Origin of the sequence: Microbacterium sp. NPDC089695 (genome assembly GCF_044749085.1) — a bacterium.
Classification (GTDB): Bacteria; Actinomycetota; Actinomycetes; order Actinomycetales; family Microbacteriaceae; genus Microbacterium.
Genome location: NZ_JBIVHG010000001.1, coordinates 2,331,579 through 2,355,235 on the forward strand (window position 1 = coordinate 2,331,579; position 23,657 = coordinate 2,355,235).

Below are 23,657 nucleotides of genomic sequence, written 5' to 3' on the forward strand. Positions count from 1 at the left end.
GTTCACCGAAGGGTGCGAGGCCCGCTCCTAGGCTCGAGGCATGCACCGCATCCTCCGCGCGTCCCTGTCGTCCGCGATGATCCTCGGCGCGGTGATCGCCCTCTCCGCGTGCGCCCCCGAGCCCGAACCGACTCCCACGCAGACACCCACCGCATCGGCGACGTCGACGCCGGAACCCACGCCGACCGGACCCGTCCCCGCGTTCGGGGGCGACTGCGCCGCCGTGGTCGACACGGCGGAGATCGCTGCAGGCATGGGCGAGGACATGTCGTTCTGGGAGGCCGCGTGGGTCGACGGCGCGGATGCCGGCATGGGTGGCGTCCGCTGCGCATGGACCTCGGACCAGTACCTCTCGGGCTTCGCGACCGTGTGGGCGTATCCCGCGGCGGTGCTCGACCCCGCCTACGTGTCCGGGGACGCGTCGAACTCCTGCGAGACGGAGGAGCCGTTCTGCACGATCTCTCAGGTGTTCGGCGACACGTGGGTCGGGGTGCAGGTCTACTCCGACTGGTCCGCCGAGCAGATCGAGCGCATGCGCCCCGTCCTCGCGGGGATCGGCGAGCGCGTCTCCGAGTATCCGACGCCGATGGCCGGCGACCTCGCCGGGTGGTGGCTGCCGGTCGTGACGTGCGAGCAGCTCGCATCCGCCCTCTCCGAGGCGGGCGTGCCGTCGACGGCGACCGACGATCGTCCGGTGCCCGGTCCGGTGTTCGTCGACGGCCCCCGCGCGCGCGGCTGCACGATCGATGTGACGATCCAGGGCGAGCAGCGGACGGCGACGATCCATCTCGACGCGGGTGCGGGCGGAGGCCTCGATTCGGTGCTGGCTCTCGACCCGTCGCAGCGCGTGGATGTCGATGGACGGACGTTCGCGTATGCGGGGGAGCAGTACCCCCTGGACGGTAACCCAGGCCTGATCCTCGGGTCGGACGGTGTCAACCTCGTGTCGATCCTTCGGGGCGACTGGGACGGAGCGACGGCGCTAGATGCGCCGATCCTCGCGGCGGTGCTGAGCGCGCTGGAAGCCTGAGGTCGGTCGACCGCGCAGGGGCTGTGCGAGAGTTGACGTCGTGACCGTTCCTGCTTCGTCCACCGTCGTCTCGTTCGCCGGAGGGGCGGTGCGGGGCACCGGGGTGGTGCAGCGGGTCGACGACGCGGATGCCGGCACGGTGATCGTCGTGGATCGGACACCGTTCCACCCGGTCGACCACACCTGGCCCGATCAGCCGGGCGACAGCGGTGCGATCTCCCTCGATGGCGCGTCAGTGCGGGTGGCGGAGGCCGTGATGGCGGCTGTGTCGGATGAGGGCGTGCTCGCCGTGGGAGGCGCGATCCCGGTGAAGAGGGGCGTGGACGGCTGGACATGGCTCGTGGCGCACCCGATCGAGGGCGGGGTGCCCGCCTGGCTCGTCCCGGGTGCCGAGGTCGATCTGACGGTCGACGCATCCCGACGCGCGGGTCTCAGCCGTGGTCACACCGCCTGCCACCTGGCATCCCTCGCCCTCGATCTCGCGCTCGCCGACCTGTGGCGCAAAGACCCGGGCGTCGATGCACTGGGTGCTCCCGACTTCGAGGGCAGAGCGAACCAGTCGAGCCGCATCCACGAAGACGGCGCGGTCGACGAGTACCGTCTCGGCAAGAGCCTGCGTCGCGCCGGGTTCGACACCGAGACGTTCGCCGCCACTCTCGGCGAGCGGGTCGACGCGATCAACGCGACGCTCGCCGGCTGGGTCGCGTCCGCCGCACCGAGCCGCGTCGTGCCGTCAGGGCCGACCATCGTCGACCGCCGTACCTGGCAGTGCGAGCTCCCGGAGGGAACGGCCGAGATCCTGTGCGGTGGCACGCACGCGGCATCCCTCGCCGAGTTCGCGTCAATCGCGGTCGACCTGGATCTCAGCGACCCGCAGCTCCTCGTCATGACGACCACGGCAGTACCCGCCTGAGAGCCGCACCTGCGCTCAGCGCACGAAGCCGCCCTGCACGCGCCCGCCGGCGCGCTCCAGCTCCTGATCGACTCGCGTCGCGAAGAGGTCGAAGTCGTCGGCGAGCAGCGGTGCGCTCAGCCGTTCGGCGCGGACCGGGTCGAACTCACGGAGCCGGCGCGGCAGCCATTTGCCGGCGGCGATCCACTGCCCTGCATCGAGGAGCATCAGTTCCGCGGTCCGCTCGAAGAGGAGGGATGCTTCGACTCTGCGCTCGAGCGGATCGGTCGCATCGCGGAGATCGTCGAGCACATCCGTGATGACGTATCGACGGAAGCGCGAGTCGGCGTCGCTCAGCGTCGGACCCGCATCGATCACCGGGCGCCATCTCGCGCGAAGCGTCTCCGTCTGTCCGTCGTCGCGGATCGTCAGCCCCTCGAGCAGCATGTGCACGATCACGGGCCGATGCTGCTCGACACTGCGCCGCGCCCATTCGTCGAAGCCACGGTGAGTGTAGGCGAAGATCTCGAACACCTCGCCGTCGACGACATGGGTCGAGGCCTCGCTCTGCGCATCTCCGTCGAAGATATCGTCTCCGAGCAGCAGGAGGTCGATGTCACTGCTCGCGGTGCGCTCGCCTCGACCGGTGCTCCCCGCGACGATCGCGATCGCGGCACGGGGATAGCGTGCGGCGATGAAGCTCTCGGACGCGGCGAGGAGGGCCGAGGTCTCGTGAGAGGTCACAGGGCGAACTCCACCGTGCCGGCGGCGATGTCTGTGGCGACGACGCGGAGGCGGATGACCGATCCGGCTGCGGTGTCGGGCGGGATCGGCGCGGATGCCGTGACGGCGGGGTCCGCGATCTGCACTGTGGCACGTTCGCCGCGCGCCTCGACGACGGTCGCGTCGACGACCGTGCCGACGAGCGGGGTGAGGAGGGCGGCCTCGACGCAGTTGACGGTCTGGGAGTCGAGCTTCGAGGCGCGCTGACCCGACTCCTGCATGAGGCCGGGGACATCGGGGAGGGAGTCGCGCACCCACGACGGCACCTCGTCGCCCTGCGACACCGCGAGGCAGATCGCGAGCGACCATCGGTCCACGAGCCGACGCAGCGGTGCGGTGGCGTGCGCATAGGGCGCGGCGATCGCGGCCTGCTCGGTCTCGGCGGGAATCGAGCCGTCGAAGGTCACGTACCCGGCCCCGCGGAACAACATGGCGGCGGCCTCGAGCACCGGAAGGGTCAGCGGATCGGCACGATCGAGATCACGGAGGTAGTCGCCGTACCGGCCCGCGGTCCAGGGGCGACCGAGCGCCTCGGTCTGTAGACGGAACGACGCGAATGCCTTCTCATCGGGCTGCGGCATCGTGCGCAGGACGCCGACGCGGGCGTCGAGCATGAGCGACGCCGCGGCCATTCCGGTCATGAGCGACAGCTGGGCGTTCCAGTCCTCGACGGGGAGCGGGTGCCGCCGTTCGATCGCATAGCCGCCGCCGGGTGTGCGCACGACCTCCTCGTCGGGCAGGTTGAGGCTCGCACCACCGCGCAGGCGCTCCTGATCGATCCGCAGCGCTCCGATCTCGGGCAGCAGTGCGGCGGGGCCGTCCTCGCCCCGGTCGAGCGCGCTCTGCGTCGCGACGTAGTCGAGCTGGGCGCGCGAGCGGATGAGTGCCCGTTCGAGTCGGAAGTCCTCCACGACACCGGCGCCGTCGAGCGCGAAGGTCCATACGAGCGCCGGCCGCTCGAGGTCGGGCAGGAGCGAGGCGCGATCCTCGCTCAGCACCCTCGGATGCAGGGGGATCGTGCCGTCGGCCGCGTACAGCGTCTGCCCCCGTCGCCGAGCCTCGGCATCGACCGCGCCGCCCGGGCGCACGAATCCGGGGACGTCCGCGATCGCGTAGCGCACGGTGTACCCGTCGCCACGGCGCTCCAGGTGGAACGCCTGATCGAGGTCGCGTGAGCCCATCGGATCGAGCGTGACGAAGGGGATGTCCCGAAGGTCGAGGCCGGGCGCGGTGGCCGTCGACGCCTCGGCCTCGGCGAGGACCTCCGCGGGGAAGTCCACGGGCGCATCGAGAGATCGACGGAGTGCGGCGAGTGCGGCGGCGAGCTCGGACTGCGCGGCGGACGGGGCGACGTGAGCGCGGCGCTGGGGCATGTCCCCACCCTAGGCGGGAGATCCGACGCCGCGGCCCATTGCCGTCGCTGCCGCGTTAGCGTGGAGGCATGACCACTGCAGACAAGGCCAAGACCCTCATCGGACTCTACGAAGCCCCGGAGATCCTCCGGGTGGTGAACGTGTGGGACGTCGTGTCCGCGCGCGCCGTCGCGGCGCTGCCCGAGACGAAGGCGATCGCCACCGCCGGACACGGCATCGCCGCCTCGTTCGGCTGCGACGACGGCACCACGCCGCGCGACGTCATGATCGACATGGTGGGCCGCATCGCGGCATCCGTCTCGCTGCCCGTGACCGCCGACCTCGACGACGGCTACGACGACGCGGGGGAGACCACCCGTCTAGCGATCCAGGCCGGTGTCGTCGGCGCGAACGTCGAAGACCGCCTGAAGCCGTTCGACGAGTCCGTCGCGGCGGTCGAGGCCATCGTCAAGGCCGCCGAGTCCGAGGGCGTGCCCTTCGCGCTCAACGCCCGCACCGACGCGCTCGTGCGCGGGGGACACCGTCCGATCGCGGAGGGCGTCGCGGACGCGATCCAGCGCGGCAAGGCCTTCATCGACGCGGGCGCCACCTCGGTGTTCGTTCCCGGCATCCTCGACGCCGCTGTCACGCGACAGCTCGTCGACGGCATCGGCGAGGGCAAGGTCAGCGTGATCGGTCTCCCGGGTGCGCTCGCCGCATCGGAGTACGAGAAGCTCGGGGTCGCCCGGATCTCCTACGGCCCGCTGCCGCAGCGCGTCGCGCTCACGGCTACGCAGGAGCTCGCCGCGAGCCTGTACGCGGGCGGCGTGATCCCGCAGGGACTCCCGGCCCTCAACTGACGGTCGCGGGGACGGGTGGCCACCGGTCACTAGACTTGGCCCGTGGTCACTCGTCTCTCCAACTTCTTCCTCCGTACGCTCCGCGACGACCCTGCAGGTGCAGAGGTCGCGAGCCACAAGCTGCTGATCCGCGCCGGATACATCCGTCCGCAGGCCGCAGGGATCTTCGCGTGGCTGCCACTCGGCCTGCGTGTCAAGGCGCGTATCGAGAAGGTCGTGCGCGAGGAGATGGCGGCGGCCGGTGCGCAGGAGGTGCACTTCCCGGCGCTGATGCCCCGCGAGGCCTACGAGGCCACCGGCCGGTGGGAGGAATACGGCGACCTCCTGTTCCGCCTCAACGATCGCAAGGGCGGCGACTACCTCCTCGCTCCGACGCACGAGGAGGCGTTCACGCTGCTCGTGAAAGACCTGTACTCGTCGTACAAGGACCTCCCGCTCACGATTTACCAGATCCAGGACAAGTACCGCGACGAGGCGCGCCCACGGGCCGGTCTGCTGCGCGGCCGCGAGTTCACGATGAAGGATGCCTACTCCTTCGACTCCTCGGATGCCGGGCTCGACGCGAGCTACCAGGCGCAGCGCGACGCCTATGAGCGCATCTTCCAGCGCCTCGGCCTCGAGTACGCGATCGTGCAGGCGGATGCCGGTGCGATGGGCGGTTCGCGCAGCGAGGAGTTCCTGCACCCGACGCCGGTCGGCGAGGACACGTTTGTGCGCAGCGCCGGAGGCTATGCGGCCAACGTCGAGGCGTTCACCACCGCGGTGCCCGCGGCGATCGCCTTCGACGCCGATGCGGCACCCGTGGTGTTCGACTCGCCGGACACGCCCACGATCGAGACGCTCGTGGCGCACTCGAACGCGCACCTCGACGGCGAGTACACCGCCGCCGACACGCTGAAGAACGTCGTGCTCGCCCTGACCCACCTCGACGGCACACGCGAGCTCGTGATCGTCGGCATCCCCGGTGACCGCGAGGTCGACCAGAAGCGCGCCGAGGTCGCATTCGCGCCCGCCGACGTCGAGACCGCGACGGCGGAGGACTTCGAGAAGAATCCGCTGCTCGTGAAGGGGTACATCGGCCCGTGGTCGCCCACCGGCGCCGTGCTCGGCGAGGAGTCCGCCACCGGCATCCGCTATCTCGTCGACCCGCGCGTGAGCGAGGGTACGAGCTGGATCACGGGCGCGAACATCGACCAGAAGCACGCGCACTCGGTCGTCGCGGGCCGCGACTTCGAGGCCGACGGCATCGTCGAGATCGCGAACGTGCGCGCCGGTGACCCCGCCCCCGACGGCTCCGGGCCCGTCGAGCTCGCCCGCGGCATGGAGATCGGGCACGTGTTCCAGCTCGGCCGCAAGTACGCGGAGGCTCTCGGACTCAAGGTGCTCGACGAGAACGGCAAGCTGGTCACCGTCACGATGGGTTCGTACGGCATCGGCGTGACCCGCATCCTCGCGATCATCGCCGAGCTCAACAACGACGACAAGGGCCTTATCTGGCCCGCGTCCGTGGCCCCGTTCGACGTGCAGGTCGTCGCCGCCGGCCGCGACCAGGTGGCCTTCGACGTCGCGGCCGACATCTCGGCGCAGCTCGAGGTCGCGGGGCTCGACGTGCTCTACGACGACCGTCCCAAGGTGTCGCCGGGTGTGAAGTTCGGCGATGCCGAGCTCGTCGGCGTCCCGCGGATCGTGATCGTCGGCCGCGGCGCCGCCGACGGCCAGGTCGAGCTGTGGGATCGCGCTTCGGGTGATCGCGACACGCTCCCGGTCGCCGAGGCGATCGAGAAGCTGACGCGACGCTGACGCACTGACGACGAACGCCGCACCCCTCCGAGGGGTGCGGCGTTCGTGCATGCGGTCGAGCGCGTCAGCAGACGATGCGCCCGTGGTTCATGATGTCGTCGTCGGGGGTGTCGCGCGTGACGAGCGCCTTCAGCGCGCCCGCGGCGGTGGCGATCGGGCCCTTGGCGGGCTCCCAGAACTCGGTGACGACGGGCGTGACCTTGAGCAGCACGACTCCGGGGGTGTCGAGACCGTTCTCGAACCAGATGTCGAGCGAGGGGGAGTAGAGCTCCTCCATCTTCGCCCGGTCGCGAACGATCGCCGCGGTGCCGGCGACCGAGACGAACCGCATCCCCTTCGCATCGCAGTACGACAGGCCGACCTGGCGGTGCTCCTGAGCCTCCTCGACCTTCTCGGTGTCGTCCGACGTGAAGAACCAGATGTCGCCCGCATCGTCCATCTGCCGCGTGGACATCGGGCGACTGACGAGGTTGCCCTCGTCATCGGTCGTGGTGAGCATCGTGATGTCGATGTCCTCGACGAGGTGGGCGACGCGGGCGAGGGCTTCGGTTCCGGTGATCTCGGTCATGACGGCATCCTCCCTCGGATCCGTCGGCGCGGCACGGGTGTTGACAGCGCGGGGCGGTCGTGATCCTGGAGTGTCAGGTCGACGTACGTGCGGTGAACCGGCGGCGTTGCGACGACACCGCCGGCGGCGGACCGTGACAGGGTGGAGTCATGACTGAGGAGCCGCTGCCGGAGTCCCTGGCCGCCGAGATCAACACCGTGCTCGACGACGCCGACGTCCGCACGGATCGACGGCTGATCATGCGGATGATGCGCACCGCGATCCTGCTCGGCGAGGACGACACCGAGCGGCTCGACCTCAAGATCGCATCGGCGGCGCTGGCGGAGATGCGCGATGCGTTCCGCCTCTTCGCGCCTTTTCGCGGGGTGCCGAAGGTCACGGTCTTCGGGTCGGCCCGCACCCGGCAGGACGATCCCCTGTACCTCCAGGCCCGCGAAGTCGCGGCGGCTCTCGCCGAGGACGGCTGGATGGTGGTGACGGGGGCAGGTCCCGGCATCATGCAGGCCGCCGCCGAGGGCGCGGGCCCCGAACTCTCGCTCGGCGTATCGATCCGCCTGCCGTTCGAGGAGAAGGCGAACAGTCTCGTCGCGGGCAGCGATCACGTCGTCGCGATGAAGTACTTCTTCACCCGCAAACTCATGCTCATCAAGGAGTCGAGCGGCTTCATCTGCCTTCCTGGCGGCTTCGGCACCCTCGACGAGATGTTCGAGCTGCTCACCCTCCAGCAGACCGGGAAGGCGGAGCCCACCCCGATCGTGCTGCTGGACGAGCAGGGCGGCTCGTTCTGGAAGGGGCTCCAGCGGTTCGTCGACGAAGACCTCTCGCCGACGGGAGTGATCTCCGAGGGCGACTTCGACAGGGTCGTGGTCACCGACTCGGTCGACGCCGCCGTCGCTGAGATCGCGGGGTTCTGGCGCAACTACGACTCGCTCCGCTGGGTCGGCGACACGCTCGTGCTGCGCCTGCGAGGCGAGCCGACCGACGACGAGATCGACGACCTCAACCACCGCTTCGGCGGCATGCTCTCCAGCGGACGCATCGAGCGCTCCGCTCCGCGGTCGCCCGAGATCGCCGACGACGACGTGCTGCATCTCCCGCGGCTCGCCCTGCACCTCGACCAGCGTCAGGTGGGGAATCTGTTCCGGCTGATCGCGGCCATCAACGCCCTCGGCAGCGCCCCCGCCACCTGAGCGGTGCGGAGACGGCATCCGTGCTCCCCGTCGTGGCACGCGGGTGCGCGCACAGGGTATCGTTGTACGGATGTCGCGCCTGTGGACCGGCGCGTCGAGAGCTGAATAGGGAGCCGACATGGATATCGAACTGAGTCTGCTGCGTGGGATCGAGAAGGAGAAGGCGATCCCCTTCGACGAACTCGTCGCGATCATCGAGCAGGCCATCCTGACCGCCTACTCCAAGCACGTCTCGGCAGACGGAGCCACGCCCGAGGGCGTTCGCGTCGAACTCGACCGTCGCAGCGGGCACGTGGCCGTGCTCCAGGCCGTCAAGGACGACGAGGGCGCCGTGATCGGCGAGGAGGACGCGACTCCCGACGACTTCGGACGCATCGCGGCCTTCGCGGCCAAGCAGGTCATCAGCCAGCGGCTCCGCGACATCGCGGACGACGTGGTGCTCGGTGACTTCAAGGACAAGGAAGGCGACATCGTCGCCGGTGTGATCCAGCAGGGGCCCAACCCGCGCATGATCCACGTCGACCTCGGATCCGTCGAGGCGATCCTCCCTCCTGAGGAGCAGGTCCCCGGTGAGGAGTACACCCACGGGTCGCGCCTGCGCGTCTACGTCACGAGCGTCGCGAAGGGACTGAAGGGCCCCCAGATCACGGTGTCCCGCACGCACCCGGGCCTGGTCCGCAAGCTGTTCGCGCTCGAGGTGCCCGAGATCGCGGCCGGCCTGGTCGAGATCGTCTCGCTCGCGCGCGAGGCGGGTCACCGCACGAAGATCGCGGTCACGGCGAACGACCCGTCGATCAACGCCAAGGGCGCGTGCATCGGCGAGATGGGCCGCCGTGTCCGTGCGGTCACCGAGGAGCTCGCGGGGGAGAAGATCGACATCGTCGACTACAACCCCGAGCTCGCCGCGTTCGTGGCCAACGCGCTGTCGCCGGCCAAGGTGACCAGTTCGTTCATCCTGGATGCGGGCACCAAGGCGGTTCGCGCTCTCGTCCCCGACTACCAGCTCTCGCTCGCGATCGGCAAGGAGGGGCAGAACGCCCGTCTCGCCGCGAAGCTCACGGGCGCGAAGATCGACATCCAGCCCGACAGCGTCCTGGACTGACCCTTTCCGACACCCGACTCGCCCTGCCGGCGCGAGTCGGGTGGGAACGCAGGTGTAAGATGGAACCCGTACGAACGTGCGTCGGTTGCCGCACGCGTGCTTCCCGCTCCGCCCTTCTCAGGGTGGTGTCCCAGAACGACACCCTCGTCATCGATGAGCGTGCCGTGCTGCCGGGGAGAGGCGCGTGGGTGCATCCGACTCAGGAATGCATGGATGCCGCGCTGCGGCGACGTGCTTTCGGACGAGCACTGCGCGTGTCCGGTCCTCTGGACACGCAGACCATCGAGAAACAAAGGCTGAACAGCTATGGAAACAAAGTGAACGGCTCGAAATGAGACCCGTCCGCGACTAGTGGTCTGCCCTGTCTGGGCAGACCGACCCAGACAGGAGAATTGTGGCTGGTAAACCACGCGTACATGAGATCGCCGCTGAGTTCGGCGTCGACAGCAAGGTCGCACTTGCAAAGCTCAAGGAGCTCGGGGAGTTCGTCAAGAGCCCCTCTTCGACCATCGAGCCGCCGGTGGCGCGCAAGCTGCGCGCGGCGATCGAGGCCGACCCCTCGCTGAAGTCCTCGGGTGAGGCAGCGGCCCCCGCCGCCAAGCCCGCGGCGAAGCCGGCTGCCGCCAAGAGCGCGGCGCCGACCCCCGGACCGAAGCCCGGCCCCAAGCCTGCTCCGGCTCCCGAAGCACCTGCCCCCGCACCCGCGGCCTCGGCGGATGCTCCTGCGGCGACCCCCGGCCCGGCTGCGGCCAAGCCCGGTCCCGCTGCTCCCAAGCCGTCCGACGGCGCGCCGAAGCCGGGCGCCGACAGTGCGCCCAAGCCCGGTGCTCCGCGCCCCGGCAACAACCCCTTCGCGTCCAACCAGGGCATGGGCCAGCGTCCGACCGGGCCGCGCCCCGGCAACAACCCCTTCGCTTCGGCGCAGGGCATGGGGCAGCGCCCGACGCCGGGGAACATCCCGCGTCCGCAGGCTCCGCGTCCGGGCGCCCCGCGTCCGGGTGCCCCGCGCCCCGGCTCGCCTCGTCCCGGCGCCCCTCGCGGTGGTCAGGGCGGTCGTCCCGGTGCACCGTTCCAGCAGCGTCCCGGCGGTCCCGGTCGTCCCGGCGGCGCCGGCGGTCCCGGTGCCGGCGGTCCCGGCGCTCGTCCCGGCGGCGGCTTCGCGGGTCGTCCCGGCGGCGGCCGCGGTCGCGGCCCCGGCGGCGGCACCGCTGGTGCCTTCGGCAAGGGCGGCGGCAAGAGCAAGCAGCGCAAGTCGCGGCGGGCGAAGCGGCAAGAGTTCGAGATGCGGAGTGCTCCGGTCGTCGGTGGCGTCAACGTCACCCGCGGCAACGGCGAGACCATCCGCATGCGCCGCGGTGCATCCATCGCGGACTTCGCCGACAAGATCGAGACGCTGACCGGCTACACGGTGCAGCCCGGCACGCTCGTCACCATCCTCTTCAACCTCGGCGAGATGGCCACGGCCACCGAGTCGCTGGATGAGGCGACGTTCGAGGTCCTCGGCGAGGAGCTCGGCTACAAGATCCAGATGGTCTCGCCCGAGGACGAGGACAAGGAGCTCCTCGAGGGCTTCGGTCTCGACCTCGAGGCCGAGCTGGAGGCGGAGAGCGAGGACGACCTCGAGATCCGTCCCCCGGTCGTCACCGTCATGGGTCACGTCGACCACGGTAAGACGCGACTGCTCGACGCGATCCGTCAGACCAACGTCATCGAGGGCGAGGCCGGCGGCATCACCCAGCACATCGGCGCGTACCAGGTCTGGACCGAGCACGAGGGCGTCGAGCGCGCCGTCACCTTCATCGACACCCCGGGTCACGAGGCGTTCACCGCCATGCGTGCCCGCGGTGCGCAGGTGACCGACCTCGCGATCCTCGTGGTCGCGGCCGACGACGGCATCATGCCGCAGACGGTCGAGGCGCTCAACCACGCCCAGGCGGCCGAGGTGCCGATCGTGGTCGCGGTCAACAAGGTCGACAAGCCCGAGGCCAACCCGGCCAAGGTGCGTCAGCAGCTCACCGAGTACGGCCTGGTCGCCGAGGAATACGGCGGCGACGTCATGTTCGTCGACGTGTCCGCACGTGCCGGCACTGGCATCCAGGACCTCCTGGACGCGGTGCTGCTCACCGCCGACGCCGGTCTCGACCTCACGGCGAACCCGAACAAGGCCGCCCGCGGTGTCGCGATCGAGGCGAAGCTCGACAAGGGTCGCGGTTCGGTCGCCACGGTGCTCATCCAGTCCGGAACGCTCCGCGTCGGCGACGCGATCGTCGCGGGCACGGCATACGGCCGCGTCCGTGCGATGGCCGACGAGAACGGCGAGCAGGTCGTCGAGGCCTACCCGTCGCGTCCCGTGCAGGTGCAGGGTCTCAACTCGGTGCCGCGTGCCGGCGACGTCTTCATCGTGACCGAGGAAGACCGCATGGCCCGTCAGATCGCCGAGAAGCGCGAGGCCGTCGAGCGCAACGCGCAGCTGGCCAAGGCCCGCAAGCGCATCTCGCTCGAGGACTTCACCCGCGCTCTCGAAGAGGGCAAGGTCGAGTCGCTCAACCTCATCATCAAGGGTGACGTCTCGGGTGCTGTCGAGGCGCTCGAGGAGTCGCTGCTCAAGATCGAGGTCGACGAGTCGGTGCAGCTGCGCATCATCCACCGCGGTGTGGGTGCGATCACCGAGTCCGACGTGAACCTCGCGACGATCGACAACGCGATCATCGTGGGCTTCAACGTCCGCCCCGACACGAAGGCGCGCGAGCGTGCTCAGCGCGAGGGCGTGGACATCCGGTTCTACTCCGTCATCTACAACGCGATCGACGAGATCGAGAGCTCGCTCAAGGGCATGCTCAAGCCGGAGTACGAAGAGGTCCAGTCGGGTGTCGCCGAGATCCGCGAGGTGTTCCGCTCCTCGAAGTTCGGCAACATCGCCGGTGTCATCGTGCGTTCGGGAACGATCACGCGCAACGCGAAGGCGCGCGTCATCCGCGACGGAGTGGTGCTCGCCGATGGCCTCGCCATCGAGTCGCTGCGTCGCTTCAAGGACGACGTCACCGAGGTCCGCACGGACTACGAGGCCGGTATCGGCCTCGGCAAGTACAACGACATCCAGATCGGCGACGAGATCGAGACCACCGAGATGGTCGAGAAGCCTCGAGGCTGATCGGGTTCGATATCGTCGGGCGAGGGTGCGTGAAGCATCCTCGCCCGACGGGCTTTCGCAGGAGGAGAAGGAAACCATGGCTGGAGAACGACAGGCCCGACTCGCGGATCGCATCCGCGTCATCCTCGCCGAGCGGCTGGAGAAGGGACTCCGCGACCCGCGACTCGGCTTCGTCACGATCACCGATGTACGTGTGAGCGGCGACCTCCAGCACGCGTCGGTCTTCTACACCGTGCTCGGCACGGAGGAGGAGCGGCTCTCGAGCGGGGCCGCGCTGACGTCTGCGACAGGGATGCTGCGCAGCGAGGTCGGACGCCAGCTGAGCACTCGTCTCGTGCCGACTCTCGAGTTCATCCCTGATGCCCTTCCCGAGAATGCGGACCACATCACGGCGCTGCTCCGTCAGGCGCAGGAGCGGGATGCGGAGGTCGCGAAGCTGGCGTCGTCCGCCTCGCACGCCGGAGAGGCGGACCCCTACCGTCACGAGGACGACGACGCCACGGCCTGACCTCACGAGGTCGTGCCGGAGGCTCCCGAGCCCCGTGGTCTCCGAGGTCGTGATGGACACGGATGTGATGTTCCGGCATCTCGCTCACCACCCCTGATCCGGTTGCTACCGTCGGCACGGTGCCGAGCGCGTGCTCGGCCGGACAGGGGGCATCGAGGTGGCGAGCGTGCATGCGGCGGATACGCCATCGCTCGCCGTCGTGCAGCCCCTTCTCGGCCGTCTTCTCGACGAGGGCTTCGTCTGCGCGCCACACGTGGTCGCACGCCTCGTCGTGATGCTCGACGGGCACGAAGCCACCGTGAGGCAGGTCGTCGCGCGACTCGATCCATCCGAGCGTGCCGCTCGTCGACCGCTTCCCGACCCGCTCCCGCTGGTCCCTGCCATCGTCGACTCCTACGCCGCACTGCGTGTGGGCGGGCGCGAGAGGGAGCTGCTGGTCGCCGCCGCCATGAGTCGCGACGACCGCGTCGCACCGCTGATCGCGGCACACGACGCCGACGCCGACGTCATCTCGTCCCATCTGCACGTGCACGCGGGACGATTCCGGTTCCGCGACCCACGTCTGGCGGTCTGGCTAGCCGGTACCGCGTCAGCGGCAGAGCTCCGGATCGCGCACGCACGGCTCGAGCGTGCGGCGGGCGCGGAAGGCGACGCCATCACCGCGGCGTGGCATCGGGCTCGCGCATCCGCGCTCGGCGACGCCGATGCGGCCGACGTTCTCGTGCGGGCGGCGTACCGACGGGCGCGCGAGGGCGACGACGAGCGTGCGCTGCAGTGCGCGGCCGAGGCCGCGGCGCATGGCGAGGGGGCGGATCGCGATGCCGCTCGCGTGGTGGCTGGCGTCGCAGCGCTGGGAGCCGGTTACGCGGCTGAGGCGGTGGGGTGGCTGACCGGTGTGCTCACGGATGCCGAGGAGCGATCGCGCCTCCGCGGACTCGCGGCGGTGATCCTGGCGCACACCCTCCTGCAGGGTGCAGTGCCCGACGTGGACCCTGCACGTTTCCGTCCCACCACCGATGCGCGCGAGGACTGGCTGGACTGGACCCGTGCGGCGGCGTTCGCGGCGGCGTTGAGCGCCGAGCGCGGGGATAGGCAGAGGACGCGCGGCTGGCTCGACGCACTGCGCGAGGGCGCGGAGCGCGCCGATGCCCGGCGTGAGCTGCGGGATCCGGTCGTGTCCCTGGTCTGGTTGCTGCTGGGCGAAGGAGACCCCGATGATGCGGGCGGCGACGGCGCTGTGACGGGCGCCCTGTTCGACGCGCTCCGGCTCGGCGTCGGCGGTCGGATCGATGAGGGGCTTCGCCTGCTTACGACTCGGGGCATCGACGCCGTGGACAGCGACGACCCGTTCGTCGCCGGATTCGGGAACAGCGCTCTGATCGAGGCGTATCGCGTCGTCACCGAGGTGTTGCTGCGCGTGTGGCGCGGCGAGATCGCCGACGCCCGCCTGCAGCTCCACCGGGCATCACTGACCGTGCCGATCGCTCTGCCCTTCGCGGGTCTGGGCGTCGTGCTCGCACGTCGACTCGATCTGGCTGTTCTCGGGCGCCTGGGGCCGTTCGCGAGGTCTCTCACCGCGATGCTGCCGTCGGCGGCACGAGCGGATCAACTCATCGACCGGGCGATCCGCGCGCATCTGGCCGGCGACCTCGACGACGCCGCCGCTTTCGTACGGCTGTGGCTCGACCGTGGCGCACCACAGCCGGTGTTCTCGGTTCCGGGGCTTGACGAGCACGTGCCCCTCGGGGTCGACCTCGCCTCTGCCGGGCGCGACCGGGTCGAGCCTCCGGAGTCTGCGCTGGGTCGACTGCTGCGTCAGCGCTCAGCCACGAGCGCCGACGCGATCTGGCGGAGGGAGGCTGCTGATGCGGCCGACGATGCTCGATCGATCGAGTCGCCCTTCGAACGCGCCCGGGTGGAAGCCGCCCTCGGCACGCGCGCGATCATCGGCGGTGACGTGTCCCTCGGCCGACGACACCTGCGCACGGCGCAGCGCCTGTTCGACGAGTCCGGCGCGACGGCCTGGGCCGGGGCGGTCGCCCGGCAACTGCGTCACGTGCCGGGCGAAGACGACGACACGGCCGCGGCCGACCCGGCTCCCACGGCGATGCGGCGGCGGTGGGCGGGAGTCCTCACCGCTCGCGAGCTCGACGTCGCACTCCGCGTCGTGCAGGGGCTGTCGAACCGCGACATCGCCGCCGAGATGTCGGTGTCGGTGCGCACGGTGGAGGTGCATCTGGGGCGTGTCTTCGCCAAGGTCGGCGTGCGCAATCGCGTGGATCTCGTGCTGCTGGCACACCGGACGGCGCGCCATGGCTGACGTCGCTCACCGCGTGGGGCGGTCAGCGGGGCAGTGACAACAGCTCGCCGTCGGCCTCGGCCAGCCCGTCGGCGATCAGTGAATCGAGTGCCCGGTCGCGCTGCAGCGGATCCGGCCAGTCGGCGAGGACGGCGAGCATCGGGACGGCGTCCGGCGCGGCGTCGCGCAGCGCTCGCAGCGCAGCGCCCCGCGCCTGACGGTCGGATCCCTCGAAGGTCGCCTGCCGCCGCCGTGTGTCGCCCGTGTCGGGCCGACCGTCGCCGACCCACGCGCACACGTCGACGAGCGGGCACCGTTCGCAGCGGGGTGCGCGGGAGACGCACACCGTGGCGCCGAGCTCCATCGCGGCCGCGTTGAGGGTCGCCGCATCATCGTCGGACGGCGGGAGCAGCGACTCCATGAGCTCGAGGTCGTGACGCGAGGGCGGCCCCGGCTGGCTTCTGCCTTCGACAGCGCGAGCGAGGACGCGGCGGGTGTTCGTGTCGACGACGGGATGCCGGTCGCCGTAGGCGAACACCGCGACGGCCCTGGCCGTGTAGTCGCCGATGCCGGAGAGCTGCAGCAGGGCCTCGACGTCACGTGGGACCACGCCGTCATGGCGTTCGGTGATCTCCACCGCGGCGCGGTGCAGCCACAGCGCCCGACGGGGATACCCGAGGTTCGCCCACTGCTGGAGGACCTCGGCGGGGGTGGCGGCCGCGAGCGATCGCGCGGTAGGCCACCGGGCGAGCCAGGCCTCGAGATGCGGGATCACTCTGTTGACGGGCGTCTGCTGCAGCATGAACTCGCTGACGAGCGTGCCCCACGCGCCGTGATCGTCATGAAACGCGGCGCGTCGCCACGGCAGGTCGCGGGCCGCGCCCCGATACCATTCGACCAGGCGCGTGAGACCCGGGGGGTCGGGACGCGTGATCGGGGGCACCCCGACAGCCTAGGCGAACAGTGCAGTACGGTGCGGCTGAGAGCGGGCGCGCCCCGTAGGCTGGGGGGATGGTCTCGCCCGGCATCCTCCTCGTCGACAAACCCGCTGGACTGACCAGCCACGACGTGGTCGCGCGTGTGCGCCGTGCCTTCGGCACCCGCAAGGTCGGACATGCCGGAACGCTGGATCCGATGGCGACCGGGCTGCTCGTCGTGGGGATCGAGGGGGCGACGCGTCTGCTCACCTACATCGTCGGCGCGGACAAGACCTACGAGACCACGATCCGACTCGGTGCGACGACGACCACGGACGACGCGGAGGGCGACGTGCTCGTCCGCGCGGAGGACGCCGACCTCGACGCGGTGACCGCGGAAGGGATCGACGCGGGGGTGCGCGCCCTGACCGGGCGCATCTCGCAGGTGCCGAGCTCGGTCTCCGCCATCAAGGTGGACGGACGTCGTGCATACGACCGCGTCCGTGCGGGGGAGGACGTCGTGCTCGCGGCACGGGAGGTGACGGTGTCGCGGTTCGACGTGGGCGCCGCACGTCGCGTCGACGGCGCGATCGACCTCGATGCGGTCGTCGACTGCTCGTCGGGCACCTACATCCGCTCGCTCGCGCGCGACCTGGGGGCGGGGCTGGGGGTCGGCGGACACCTGACCGCGCTGCGTCGCACGAAGGTCGGCAGCTTCGACGTCTCCGACGCCGTCGGCATCGAGGAGCTCGACGGGGCCACGCCGCTGTCTCCCGCGGACGCGGCATCGCGCGTGCTCGACGTCCTGCGCGTGGACGCCGCGGATGCGCGCGACCTCCGCTACGGCAAGCGCCTCGCCGGTCAGGCGACGCGGGTGACCGGGGCGTTCGCGGCCGCCGTCGACGAGGACGACACGCTCGTCGGAGTGGTCGAGAAGCGCGGCGACGATCTGAAGAGCGCCATGAACATGCCGGAGGAGCGCCGATGATCCTGTGGCTGACGCTCGTCCAGGTCGTGGTCGCGGTCCTCGCCGGGCTGTTCTGCGTGACCGTCGGACTCGCCGGACGACGTCCCAGCGACTGGTCGGTCGGTGCCCTCGCCCTCGTCGAGCTGCTGCTCGTGGTGCAGGTGGTCGCGGCGATCGTCGCGCCCTTCGCAGGCAATCCGCCCACGGGGGATCCGCTCGAGTACTGGGTCTACCTCGTCTCGGCGGTTCTGCTCCCGATCGGCGCCGTGCTCTGGGCGCTCATGGAGCGCAGCCGATGGAGCACCGTCATCCTCGGCGTCGCTGCTCTCGCCGTCGCCGTCATGGTCTGGCGCATGCACGTGATCTGGACGATCCAGGTCGCCTGACCGACGACGCGTCATCCTCCGTCACGACCGCCTCCGTCGCGACTCCGGTGTGCTGTGCGCGCGCCTAGAATGGATGGAGCTATGAGCACCTCCCAGCCTTCCTCTCGTATGACCGGCATCGGCCGCGTCCTCGTGATCGTCTACGCCGTCATGGCGCTTGCCGCGACCGGACGCAGCTTCGTGCAGATCGTCCGACAGTTCGACGAGGCTCCTCTGGCCTATGCGCTGTCGGCGCTCGCTGCGGTGGTCTACGTGCTGGCGACGTTGGCGCTGGTGTTCGCCCGTCGCGCTGGCTGGTATGCGGTCGCCTGGACGGCGATCGTGTTCGAGCTCACCGGGGTGCTCGTGGTGGGCGCGCTCAGCATCTTCCTGCCCGATCTGTTCCCGCACGACACCGTGTGGTCGATGTTCGGACGCGGATACCTGTTCATCCCGCTCGTGCTCCCGGTCTTCGGCATCTGGTGGCTGCGGACGCATCGACCGGTCGGCGCCTCTCACGCGTCGACGACGGCGGGGGTCGAGGCGTGATCGTCTTCCGCGATCCGCGGGAGGTCCCGGCCGATTTCGGCCGCACGGCCGTGGCGATCGGCAAGTTCGACGGCGTCCATGCCGGTCATCGCGCGGTCATCCGACGGCTGCGAGCCGCGGCATCCGCGTCGGGTGTGCGCGCTGTGGCCGTCACGTTCGATCGGAACCCGCTCGCCGTTCTGCGACCGGACCGATGCCCTGAGAACGTCGTGACCGTCGAGCGCAAGCTCGAACTGCTCGGCGAGCTCGAGCTCGACGCCACCCTCATGCTGACGTTCGACGAACGGCTCGCCGCGCTGACGGCCGAGGACTTCGTGACCGAGATCCTGGTCGGCGCTCTCCGGGTGTCGACGGTGCTCGTCGGCGAGGACTTCCGTTTCGGTCGGGGCGGTGCCGGCACTCCCGACCTCCTACGCGATCTCGGTCCCGTCCACGGGTTCACGGTCGAGGTCGTGGAAGACGTGTACCTCGAGGGGTCCGATCGACGGGTGTCGTCGACGTGGATCCGAGAGCTCCTGATCGACGGAGACGTGTCGAGCGCGGCGCGCGTGCTCGACCGCAGCGTCGACGTGCGGGGCGAGGTGGTGCACGGCCTCAAGCGCGGTCGCGAGCTCGGCTTCCCCACGGCGAACCTGTCGGCGTCCGTCGACTCGTTCGTCCCGGCCGACGGCGTGTACGCCGGCTGGCTCGTGGATCACGACACGGGCGTGCGGCATCGCGCCGCCATCTCGGTGGGCACGAATCCGACCTTCGATGACGTGCTCGAGCGGCAGGTCGAGGCCCATGTGCTCGGGGAGACCGACCTCGACCTCTACGGACATGACGTCACGGTGGAGTTCGTCGAGCGGCTGCGAGGCATGGTCGCGTTCGAGGGCATCGAGAAGCTCATGGCGCAGATGGCCGCGGACGTCGCCGACGCCGAGCGCGTGCTGTCAGCGGTCGCCCCCTGACCACGGCGGCGTGGCGCAGACTGTGCTGCCCGGGCGTGATGGCATAGACTGATCGCGGTCGCCAGCGGTCCTACGCGGTCATCGCGCATCGATGTCGACCGGTACTGCCGTCCGCACGGTCCTGGCTCGCGCCACACGCGGACTTCGAGAACGGCCGCTCATCATGGGGATGCATCGGCCTTCACGCTCAGGAGGAGCATGCCGACCACGGCAACGGCCGCCACGCGGCGCAAGAAGACGTCCCGTCGAGATGACGAGGCACCCCTCATCCCGATCCTCGCGCGCAAGGTCCGGGAGATCGAGGCGAAGTCGCAGCGCGGCAAGCTCGGTCCCACGAACCGGGTGAAGTTCCAGGTCATCGCCTTCCTGGTCCGCGAGGAGCGCGCCAGGGTGAAGGCCGACGCGGAGATCGCCGACGCCGCACGCGCCGAGCTGCTCAAGCGCCTCGACGGGGTGGCGACGATCCTCGCCAAGACCGCGGCGCGCGACACCTCGCTGATCCAGCTGCTCGAAGCGGACCAGGCCACCTCGCCGGTCGCGAAGCGCATGCGCCGTGACTGGCTGCTCGAGTCGGGCGCCGAGCTCGCCCCCGAGGAGCTCATCATCGCCGACGTGGCGCCTATCCAGGTGCCCGTCGTCTCGGCGGCGATCGCCGAGCGGCAGGTCACGCCGCCCTCGGTCGAGGCCCGTCAGCTCGCCAACCCCTTCCTGGCTCCCGACCTGACCCCTCGCGTCGACACGACTCCGCGGCGGCGCCTCGACGGGTGGGAGCTCATGGGCCCGCTGTACAAGGCGTTCGAGAGCGGAGCGGGGGGCTCGGCCGCCAGCATGGAGCTGCCTCCGGCGCCGGAGTTCGACCACCTGTCGCCCAAGGGGCTCGAGGTGATGGTGCACCAGTCCCGGTTCCTCGAGGCCGTGCGCGCCGGGCACCGCAGCTTCCTGCTCGCCGACGAACCCGGGCTCGGCAAGACCGCGCAATCCGTACTCGCCGCGTCGGTCGCCGGAGCCTACCCGCTGCTCGTGGTCGTCCCGAATGTCGTGAAGATGAACTGGGCGCGCGAGGTCGAGCGCTGGACGCCGCAGCGTCGAGCCACGGTCATCCAGGGCGACGGCGATGACATCGACGCGTTCGCCGATGTCTTCATCGTCAACTACGAGATCCTCGACCGGCACATGTCGTGGCTCGCGTCGATCGGGCTGCGAGGAATGGTCGTCGACGAGGCTCACTTCATCAAGAACCTCAGCTCGCAGCGGTCGCAGAACGTGCTGTCGCTCGCCTCGCGGGTGCGCGAACGCACCCCGGGCGGCAACCCGCTGATGCTGGCCCTCACCGGCACGCCCCTGATCAACGACGTCGAGGACTTCGACGCGATCTGGCGCTTCCTGGGCTGGACCACGGGGGAGAAGCCGGGCCCCGAGCTGATGGAGAAGCTCGACGCCACGGGCTTCACACCGGCCGACAAGGCGTTCTACCCCGAGGCGCGGGATGCGGTGATCTCGATGGGCATCGTCCGCCGCAAGAAGAAGGACGTGGCGGCCGACCTCCCCGACAAGCTCATCGCCGACCTGCCGGTGCAGCTCGACGACGAGTTCGGACGGAGCATCCGGCAGGCCGAGCGCGAACTCGGCGAGCGGCTCGCCGCGCGCTACCGCCGTATCATCGAAGCCCGCGGCGACCGCGGCCTCGCGCCGGGGGAGATCGACGAGGACATCGTCCGTCTCGTGGCCCAGAACGAACTCGAGGAGTCGAAGGCGGCGGGGACCGGGGGAGACAACGTCTTCACGATGGTCCGCCGCATCGGTCAGGCCAAGGCCCAGCTCGCCGCCGACTACGCGGCACAGCTGCAGCGTTCGGTCGGCAAGGTGGTCTTCTTCGCGAAGCACATCGACGTCATGGACCAGGCGGAGGCGCATTTCGCGGCCGCAGGCATCCGCTCGGTGTCGATCCGCGGCGATCAGACCTCGACCGCCCGGCAGCAGGCCATCGACGACTTCAACGGCGATCCCGAGGTCGGCATCGCGGTGTGCTCGCTGACCGCGGCCGGCGTCGGCCTCAACATGCAGGCCGCGTCGAACGTCGTGCTCGCGGAGCTGTCGTGGACGGCCGCCGAGCAGACCCAGGCCATCGACCGCGTGCATCGGATCGGCCAGGACGAGCCGGTCACGGCGTGGCGGATCATCGCGGCGCACACCGTGGACACCAAGATCGCCGAGCTGATCGACCAGAAGCAGGGGCTCGCGGCGCGAGCACTCGACGGCGAGGCCACCGACGACGCGGCCGCCGAGCCGGTGCAGCTCGGAGCCCTCATGCACCTTCTGCGCGAGGCGCTCGGCGCGGCCTGAGCGCCGGAACGACGCCACAGAATCGGCGTTAAGAACCTGGGTTCTTAACGCCGATTCTGCGTCTCAGCCGACATCGATGCGAACTTCTCGTGAATCGTCTCGGATCGGCCGCAAGATCCGCCGTTTTCGCCGTCTCGAATGGCGGTCGATCGCCTCCGACCGCTAGTGTCGATCGCAGGCAGCGTGGCCTTTCCCCCTGTTCCCGAACCCTCTGAGGCAAGCATGAAGATCGGCATTCTGACGAGCGGCGGCGACTGCCCCGGACTCAACGCGGTCATCCGCGGCATCGTGCTCAAGGGCACCACGACGTACGACCTCGAGTTCGTCGGCATCCGCGACGGATGGCGAGGCGTCGTCGACGGAGACTTCTTCCCGCTCACTCGCCACGAGGTCAAGGGTCTCTCGAAGGTCGGCGGCACGATCCTCGGCACCAGCCGCACCAATCCGTATGAGGGCGAGCGCGGCGGCGCCGAGAACATCGCCAAGACGCTCTACGGCCACAAGATCGACGGCATCATCGCGATCGGCGGTGAGGGCACTCTCGCGGCGGCCGACCGTCTCGCGAAGGACGGCATCAACGTCATCGGAGTTCCCAAGACGATCGACAACGACCTCCGCGCCACCGACTACTCGTTCGGGTTCGACACCGCCGTGAACATCGCCACCGACGCGATGGACCGACTCCGCACGACCGGCGACTCGCATCAGCGATGCATGGTCGCCGAGGTCATGGGGCGTCATGTCGGCTGGATCGCCCTGCACGCCGGCATGGCCGCGGGAGCGCACGCCATCCTCATCCCCGAGGTCCCGCAGACGCTCGAGGAGATCACCGCGCTCGTCACGAGCGCGCACGACCGCGGCCGCGCGCCTCTCGTCGTCGTCTCCGAGGGGTTCAAGCTGCAGGGCATGGACGAGGCGTACAGCGACAAGGGTCTCGATGCATTCAACCGACCGCGCCTCGGCGGCATCGGCGACCAGCTCGCACCGGCGATCGAGCGGATGACCGGCATCGAGACGCGAGCGACCATCCTCGGTCACATCCAGCGCGGCGGATCGCCGTCGGCGTTCGACCGCGTTCTCGCGACCCGACTGGGACTCCATGCCGCAGACGCGATCGTCGACGGCGCCTGGGGTCAGATGGTCGCGATGCAGGGCACCGACATCGTGCGCGTCCCGTTCGCGGAGGCGCTCGGCGAGCTCAACACGGTTCCCCGCAGCCGCTACGACGAGGCCGCGGCGCTCTTCGGCTGATCGGGTCGCCGGCGCGGAGGCAGGTGGCGGAGCCGGCGTAGGTCGATTCTGCTCTGATTCCCCTACCTCGGTGTGATGGCCTACCGTGGCGCGCTGGTCAGCGACGTCTCGCCCGGTGGAGTCCCTGGGCGATGGCGGTGAGCACCGTCGCCTGCACCTCGTGCGGGGTGAAGAGCAGCTGGTGGAAGTCGAACCGCAGCGTGGTGTAGCCGCGGAGCGCCAGACGCGCGTCCGCGCGGATGTCACGCCGTCGATCTCGAGCCGTGCTGTGATGGGCGAACCCGTCGATCTGCACGGCCAGGAGATCGCCGATCAGGCCATCGAGAGGATGTCCGTCGATCCACACCTGCTGCCGCACCGTGACCCCGATCTCACGCATGAGCCAGACGAATCGCGTCGCCAACCCCGAGTCCGAGAGCGATGAGGCGACGGAGGCCAGTCGATCTGCCCGCGCCGATCGCCACTGGACGCGCGCGAGCTCGACGTCCGTGATCCGCTGCAGATGCAGCGCAGACTCCCACACGGCAAGGGCGTCGGCCGGTTCAAGGCAGCGAGCGACATGGAACAGTACGTTCAGGAGCGGCTCCTCCGCGGACCTCGACGGCACCGGTATCGGTCCACGCGCCCAGTGAGTCGTGACGTCGTCGATGCGAATGCGGGATGCCGTGGCGGCGACGGCGATATGCACCGAATCGTCCGTCGGGGTCCATAGACCAGACTCGAGGGCCGCCGTGACGCAAGTGATGCGTCCTCCTCCCGCCGCTGCACGACGCCGAGCGT

At 70.0% G+C, this 23,657-nt stretch carries 21 protein-coding genes; 16 read left to right on the forward strand and 5 right to left on the reverse strand.

Annotation, left to right across the window (positions count from 1 at the left end):
- Positions 1 to 40: 40 nt before the first annotated feature.
- Together ACIPYT_RS11180 and ACIPYT_RS11185 are read left to right on the forward strand one after the other, a co-directional pair.
- A complete protein-coding gene (locus tag ACIPYT_RS11180) occupies positions 41 to 1,030 on the forward strand; it encodes a hypothetical protein (RefSeq protein ID WP_401073764.1) in 990 nt (329 codons plus the stop codon).
- Between the two features lie 40 nt (positions 1,031 to 1,070).
- Positions 1,071 to 1,943, forward strand: coding sequence for a hypothetical protein (locus ACIPYT_RS11185; RefSeq protein WP_401073766.1), 873 nt, complete (start codon positions 1,071 to 1,073; stop codon positions 1,941 to 1,943).
- Positions 1,944 to 1,958: 15 nt separating this feature from the next.
- Here the strand turns inward: ACIPYT_RS11185 and ACIPYT_RS11190 are convergent, their stop codons facing one another.
- Both ACIPYT_RS11190 and ACIPYT_RS11195 read right to left on the reverse strand, forming a co-directional pair.
- Positions 1,959 to 2,666, reverse strand: coding sequence for a hypothetical protein (locus ACIPYT_RS11190; RefSeq protein ID WP_401073769.1), 708 nt, complete (start codon positions 2,664 to 2,666; stop codon positions 1,959 to 1,961).
- A complete protein-coding gene (locus ACIPYT_RS11195) occupies positions 2,663 to 4,078 on the reverse strand; it encodes an RNB domain-containing ribonuclease (RefSeq protein ID WP_401073771.1) in 1,416 nt (471 codons plus the stop codon). Before ACIPYT_RS11195 ends, ACIPYT_RS11190 begins: the two co-directional genes overlap by 4 nt.
- A 68-nt stretch (positions 4,079 to 4,146) precedes the next feature.
- Between ACIPYT_RS11195 and ACIPYT_RS11200 the strand changes: the two genes are divergently transcribed.
- Positions 4,147 to 4,917, forward strand: a complete 771-nt coding sequence (locus ACIPYT_RS11200; RefSeq protein WP_401073774.1) for an isocitrate lyase/phosphoenolpyruvate mutase family protein — start codon at positions 4,147 to 4,149, stop codon at positions 4,915 to 4,917.
- Positions 4,918 to 4,959: 42 nt separating this feature from the next.
- The gene (locus tag ACIPYT_RS11205) at positions 4,960 to 6,717 is read left to right on the forward strand and encodes a proline--tRNA ligase (RefSeq protein ID WP_401073777.1); all 1,758 of its coding nucleotides are present in this window, start codon (positions 4,960 to 4,962) and stop codon (positions 6,715 to 6,717) included.
- A 64-nt stretch (positions 6,718 to 6,781) separates the two neighbouring features.
- On the opposite strand, the gene ACIPYT_RS11210 is transcribed toward ACIPYT_RS11205, so the two are convergent.
- Positions 6,782 to 7,285, reverse strand: coding sequence for a pyridoxamine 5'-phosphate oxidase family protein (locus ACIPYT_RS11210; RefSeq protein WP_401073779.1), 504 nt, complete (start codon positions 7,283 to 7,285; stop codon positions 6,782 to 6,784).
- Positions 7,286 to 7,434: 149 nt separating this feature from the next.
- Between ACIPYT_RS11210 and ACIPYT_RS11215 the strand changes: the two genes are divergently transcribed.
- The 6 genes from ACIPYT_RS11215 (at position 7,435) to ACIPYT_RS11240 (ending at position 15,556) form a co-directional block, all read left to right on the forward strand.
- The gene (locus ACIPYT_RS11215) at positions 7,435 to 8,475 is read left to right on the forward strand and encodes a TIGR00730 family Rossman fold protein (protein WP_401073782.1); all 1,041 of its coding nucleotides are present in this window, start codon (positions 7,435 to 7,437) and stop codon (positions 8,473 to 8,475) included.
- 118 nt (positions 8,476 to 8,593) lie between these two features.
- Positions 8,594 to 9,577 carry a transcription termination factor NusA gene (gene nusA / locus ACIPYT_RS11220; RefSeq protein WP_401073785.1) on the forward strand — a complete coding sequence of 328 codons (984 nt, stop codon included), beginning with the start codon at positions 8,594 to 8,596 and terminating at the stop codon, positions 9,575 to 9,577.
- Between the two features lie 125 nt (positions 9,578 to 9,702).
- Entirely contained in the window at positions 9,703 to 9,912 is a 210-nt protein-coding gene (locus tag ACIPYT_RS11225; RefSeq protein WP_401073788.1) for a YlxR family protein, read from the forward strand.
- A 59-nt stretch (positions 9,913 to 9,971) separates the two neighbouring features.
- Positions 9,972 to 12,728, forward strand: coding sequence for a translation initiation factor IF-2 (gene infB, locus ACIPYT_RS11230; RefSeq protein WP_401073791.1), 2,757 nt, complete (start codon positions 9,972 to 9,974; stop codon positions 12,726 to 12,728).
- A gap of 76 nt (positions 12,729 to 12,804) precedes the next feature.
- Complete coding sequence (rbfA, locus tag ACIPYT_RS11235; RefSeq protein ID WP_401073793.1) at positions 12,805 to 13,236, forward strand: 30S ribosome-binding factor RbfA; 432 nt, start codon at positions 12,805 to 12,807, stop codon at positions 13,234 to 13,236.
- Between the two features lie 166 nt (positions 13,237 to 13,402).
- Positions 13,403 to 15,556, forward strand: coding sequence for a LuxR C-terminal-related transcriptional regulator (locus ACIPYT_RS11240; RefSeq protein WP_401073796.1), 2,154 nt, complete (start codon positions 13,403 to 13,405; stop codon positions 15,554 to 15,556).
- A 22-nt stretch (positions 15,557 to 15,578) separates the two neighbouring features.
- Here the strand turns inward: ACIPYT_RS11240 and ACIPYT_RS11245 are convergent, their stop codons facing one another.
- Complete coding sequence (locus ACIPYT_RS11245) at positions 15,579 to 16,478, reverse strand: A/G-specific adenine glycosylase (RefSeq protein WP_401073799.1); 900 nt, start codon at positions 16,476 to 16,478, stop codon at positions 15,579 to 15,581.
- A gap of 68 nt (positions 16,479 to 16,546) precedes the next feature.
- On the opposite strand from ACIPYT_RS11245, the gene truB reads away from it, so the two are divergent.
- From truB to ACIPYT_RS11275, 6 genes are all read left to right on the forward strand, one after another.
- A complete protein-coding gene (gene truB, locus ACIPYT_RS11250) occupies positions 16,547 to 17,440 on the forward strand; it encodes a tRNA pseudouridine(55) synthase TruB (RefSeq protein ID WP_401073802.1) in 894 nt (297 codons plus the stop codon).
- Entirely contained in the window at positions 17,437 to 17,805 is a 369-nt protein-coding gene (locus ACIPYT_RS11255; RefSeq protein ID WP_401073804.1) for a hypothetical protein, read from the forward strand. Before truB ends, ACIPYT_RS11255 begins: the two co-directional genes overlap by 4 nt.
- Positions 17,806 to 17,913: 108 nt before the next feature.
- A complete protein-coding gene (locus tag ACIPYT_RS11260; RefSeq protein ID WP_401074822.1) occupies positions 17,914 to 18,333 on the forward strand; it encodes a hypothetical protein in 420 nt (139 codons plus the stop codon).
- Complete coding sequence (locus tag ACIPYT_RS11265; protein WP_401073807.1) at positions 18,330 to 19,283, forward strand: bifunctional riboflavin kinase/FAD synthetase; 954 nt, start codon at positions 18,330 to 18,332, stop codon at positions 19,281 to 19,283. The genes ACIPYT_RS11260 and ACIPYT_RS11265 overlap by 4 nt, the downstream gene beginning before the upstream one ends.
- 198 nt (positions 19,284 to 19,481) lie before the next feature.
- Complete coding sequence (locus tag ACIPYT_RS11270; RefSeq protein WP_401073810.1) at positions 19,482 to 21,626, forward strand: DEAD/DEAH box helicase; 2,145 nt, start codon at positions 19,482 to 19,484, stop codon at positions 21,624 to 21,626.
- Between the two features lie 222 nt (positions 21,627 to 21,848).
- On the forward strand, positions 21,849 to 22,877 hold the full coding sequence (locus ACIPYT_RS11275) for an ATP-dependent 6-phosphofructokinase (protein WP_401073813.1): 1,029 nt from the start codon (positions 21,849 to 21,851) through the stop codon (positions 22,875 to 22,877).
- A 97-nt stretch (positions 22,878 to 22,974) separates the two neighbouring features.
- Here the strand turns inward: ACIPYT_RS11275 and ACIPYT_RS11280 are convergent, their stop codons facing one another.
- On the reverse strand, positions 22,975 to 23,565 hold the full coding sequence (locus ACIPYT_RS11280) for a DUF559 domain-containing protein (RefSeq protein WP_401073815.1): 591 nt from the start codon (positions 23,563 to 23,565) through the stop codon (positions 22,975 to 22,977).
- Positions 23,566 to 23,657 lie beyond the last annotated feature (92 nt).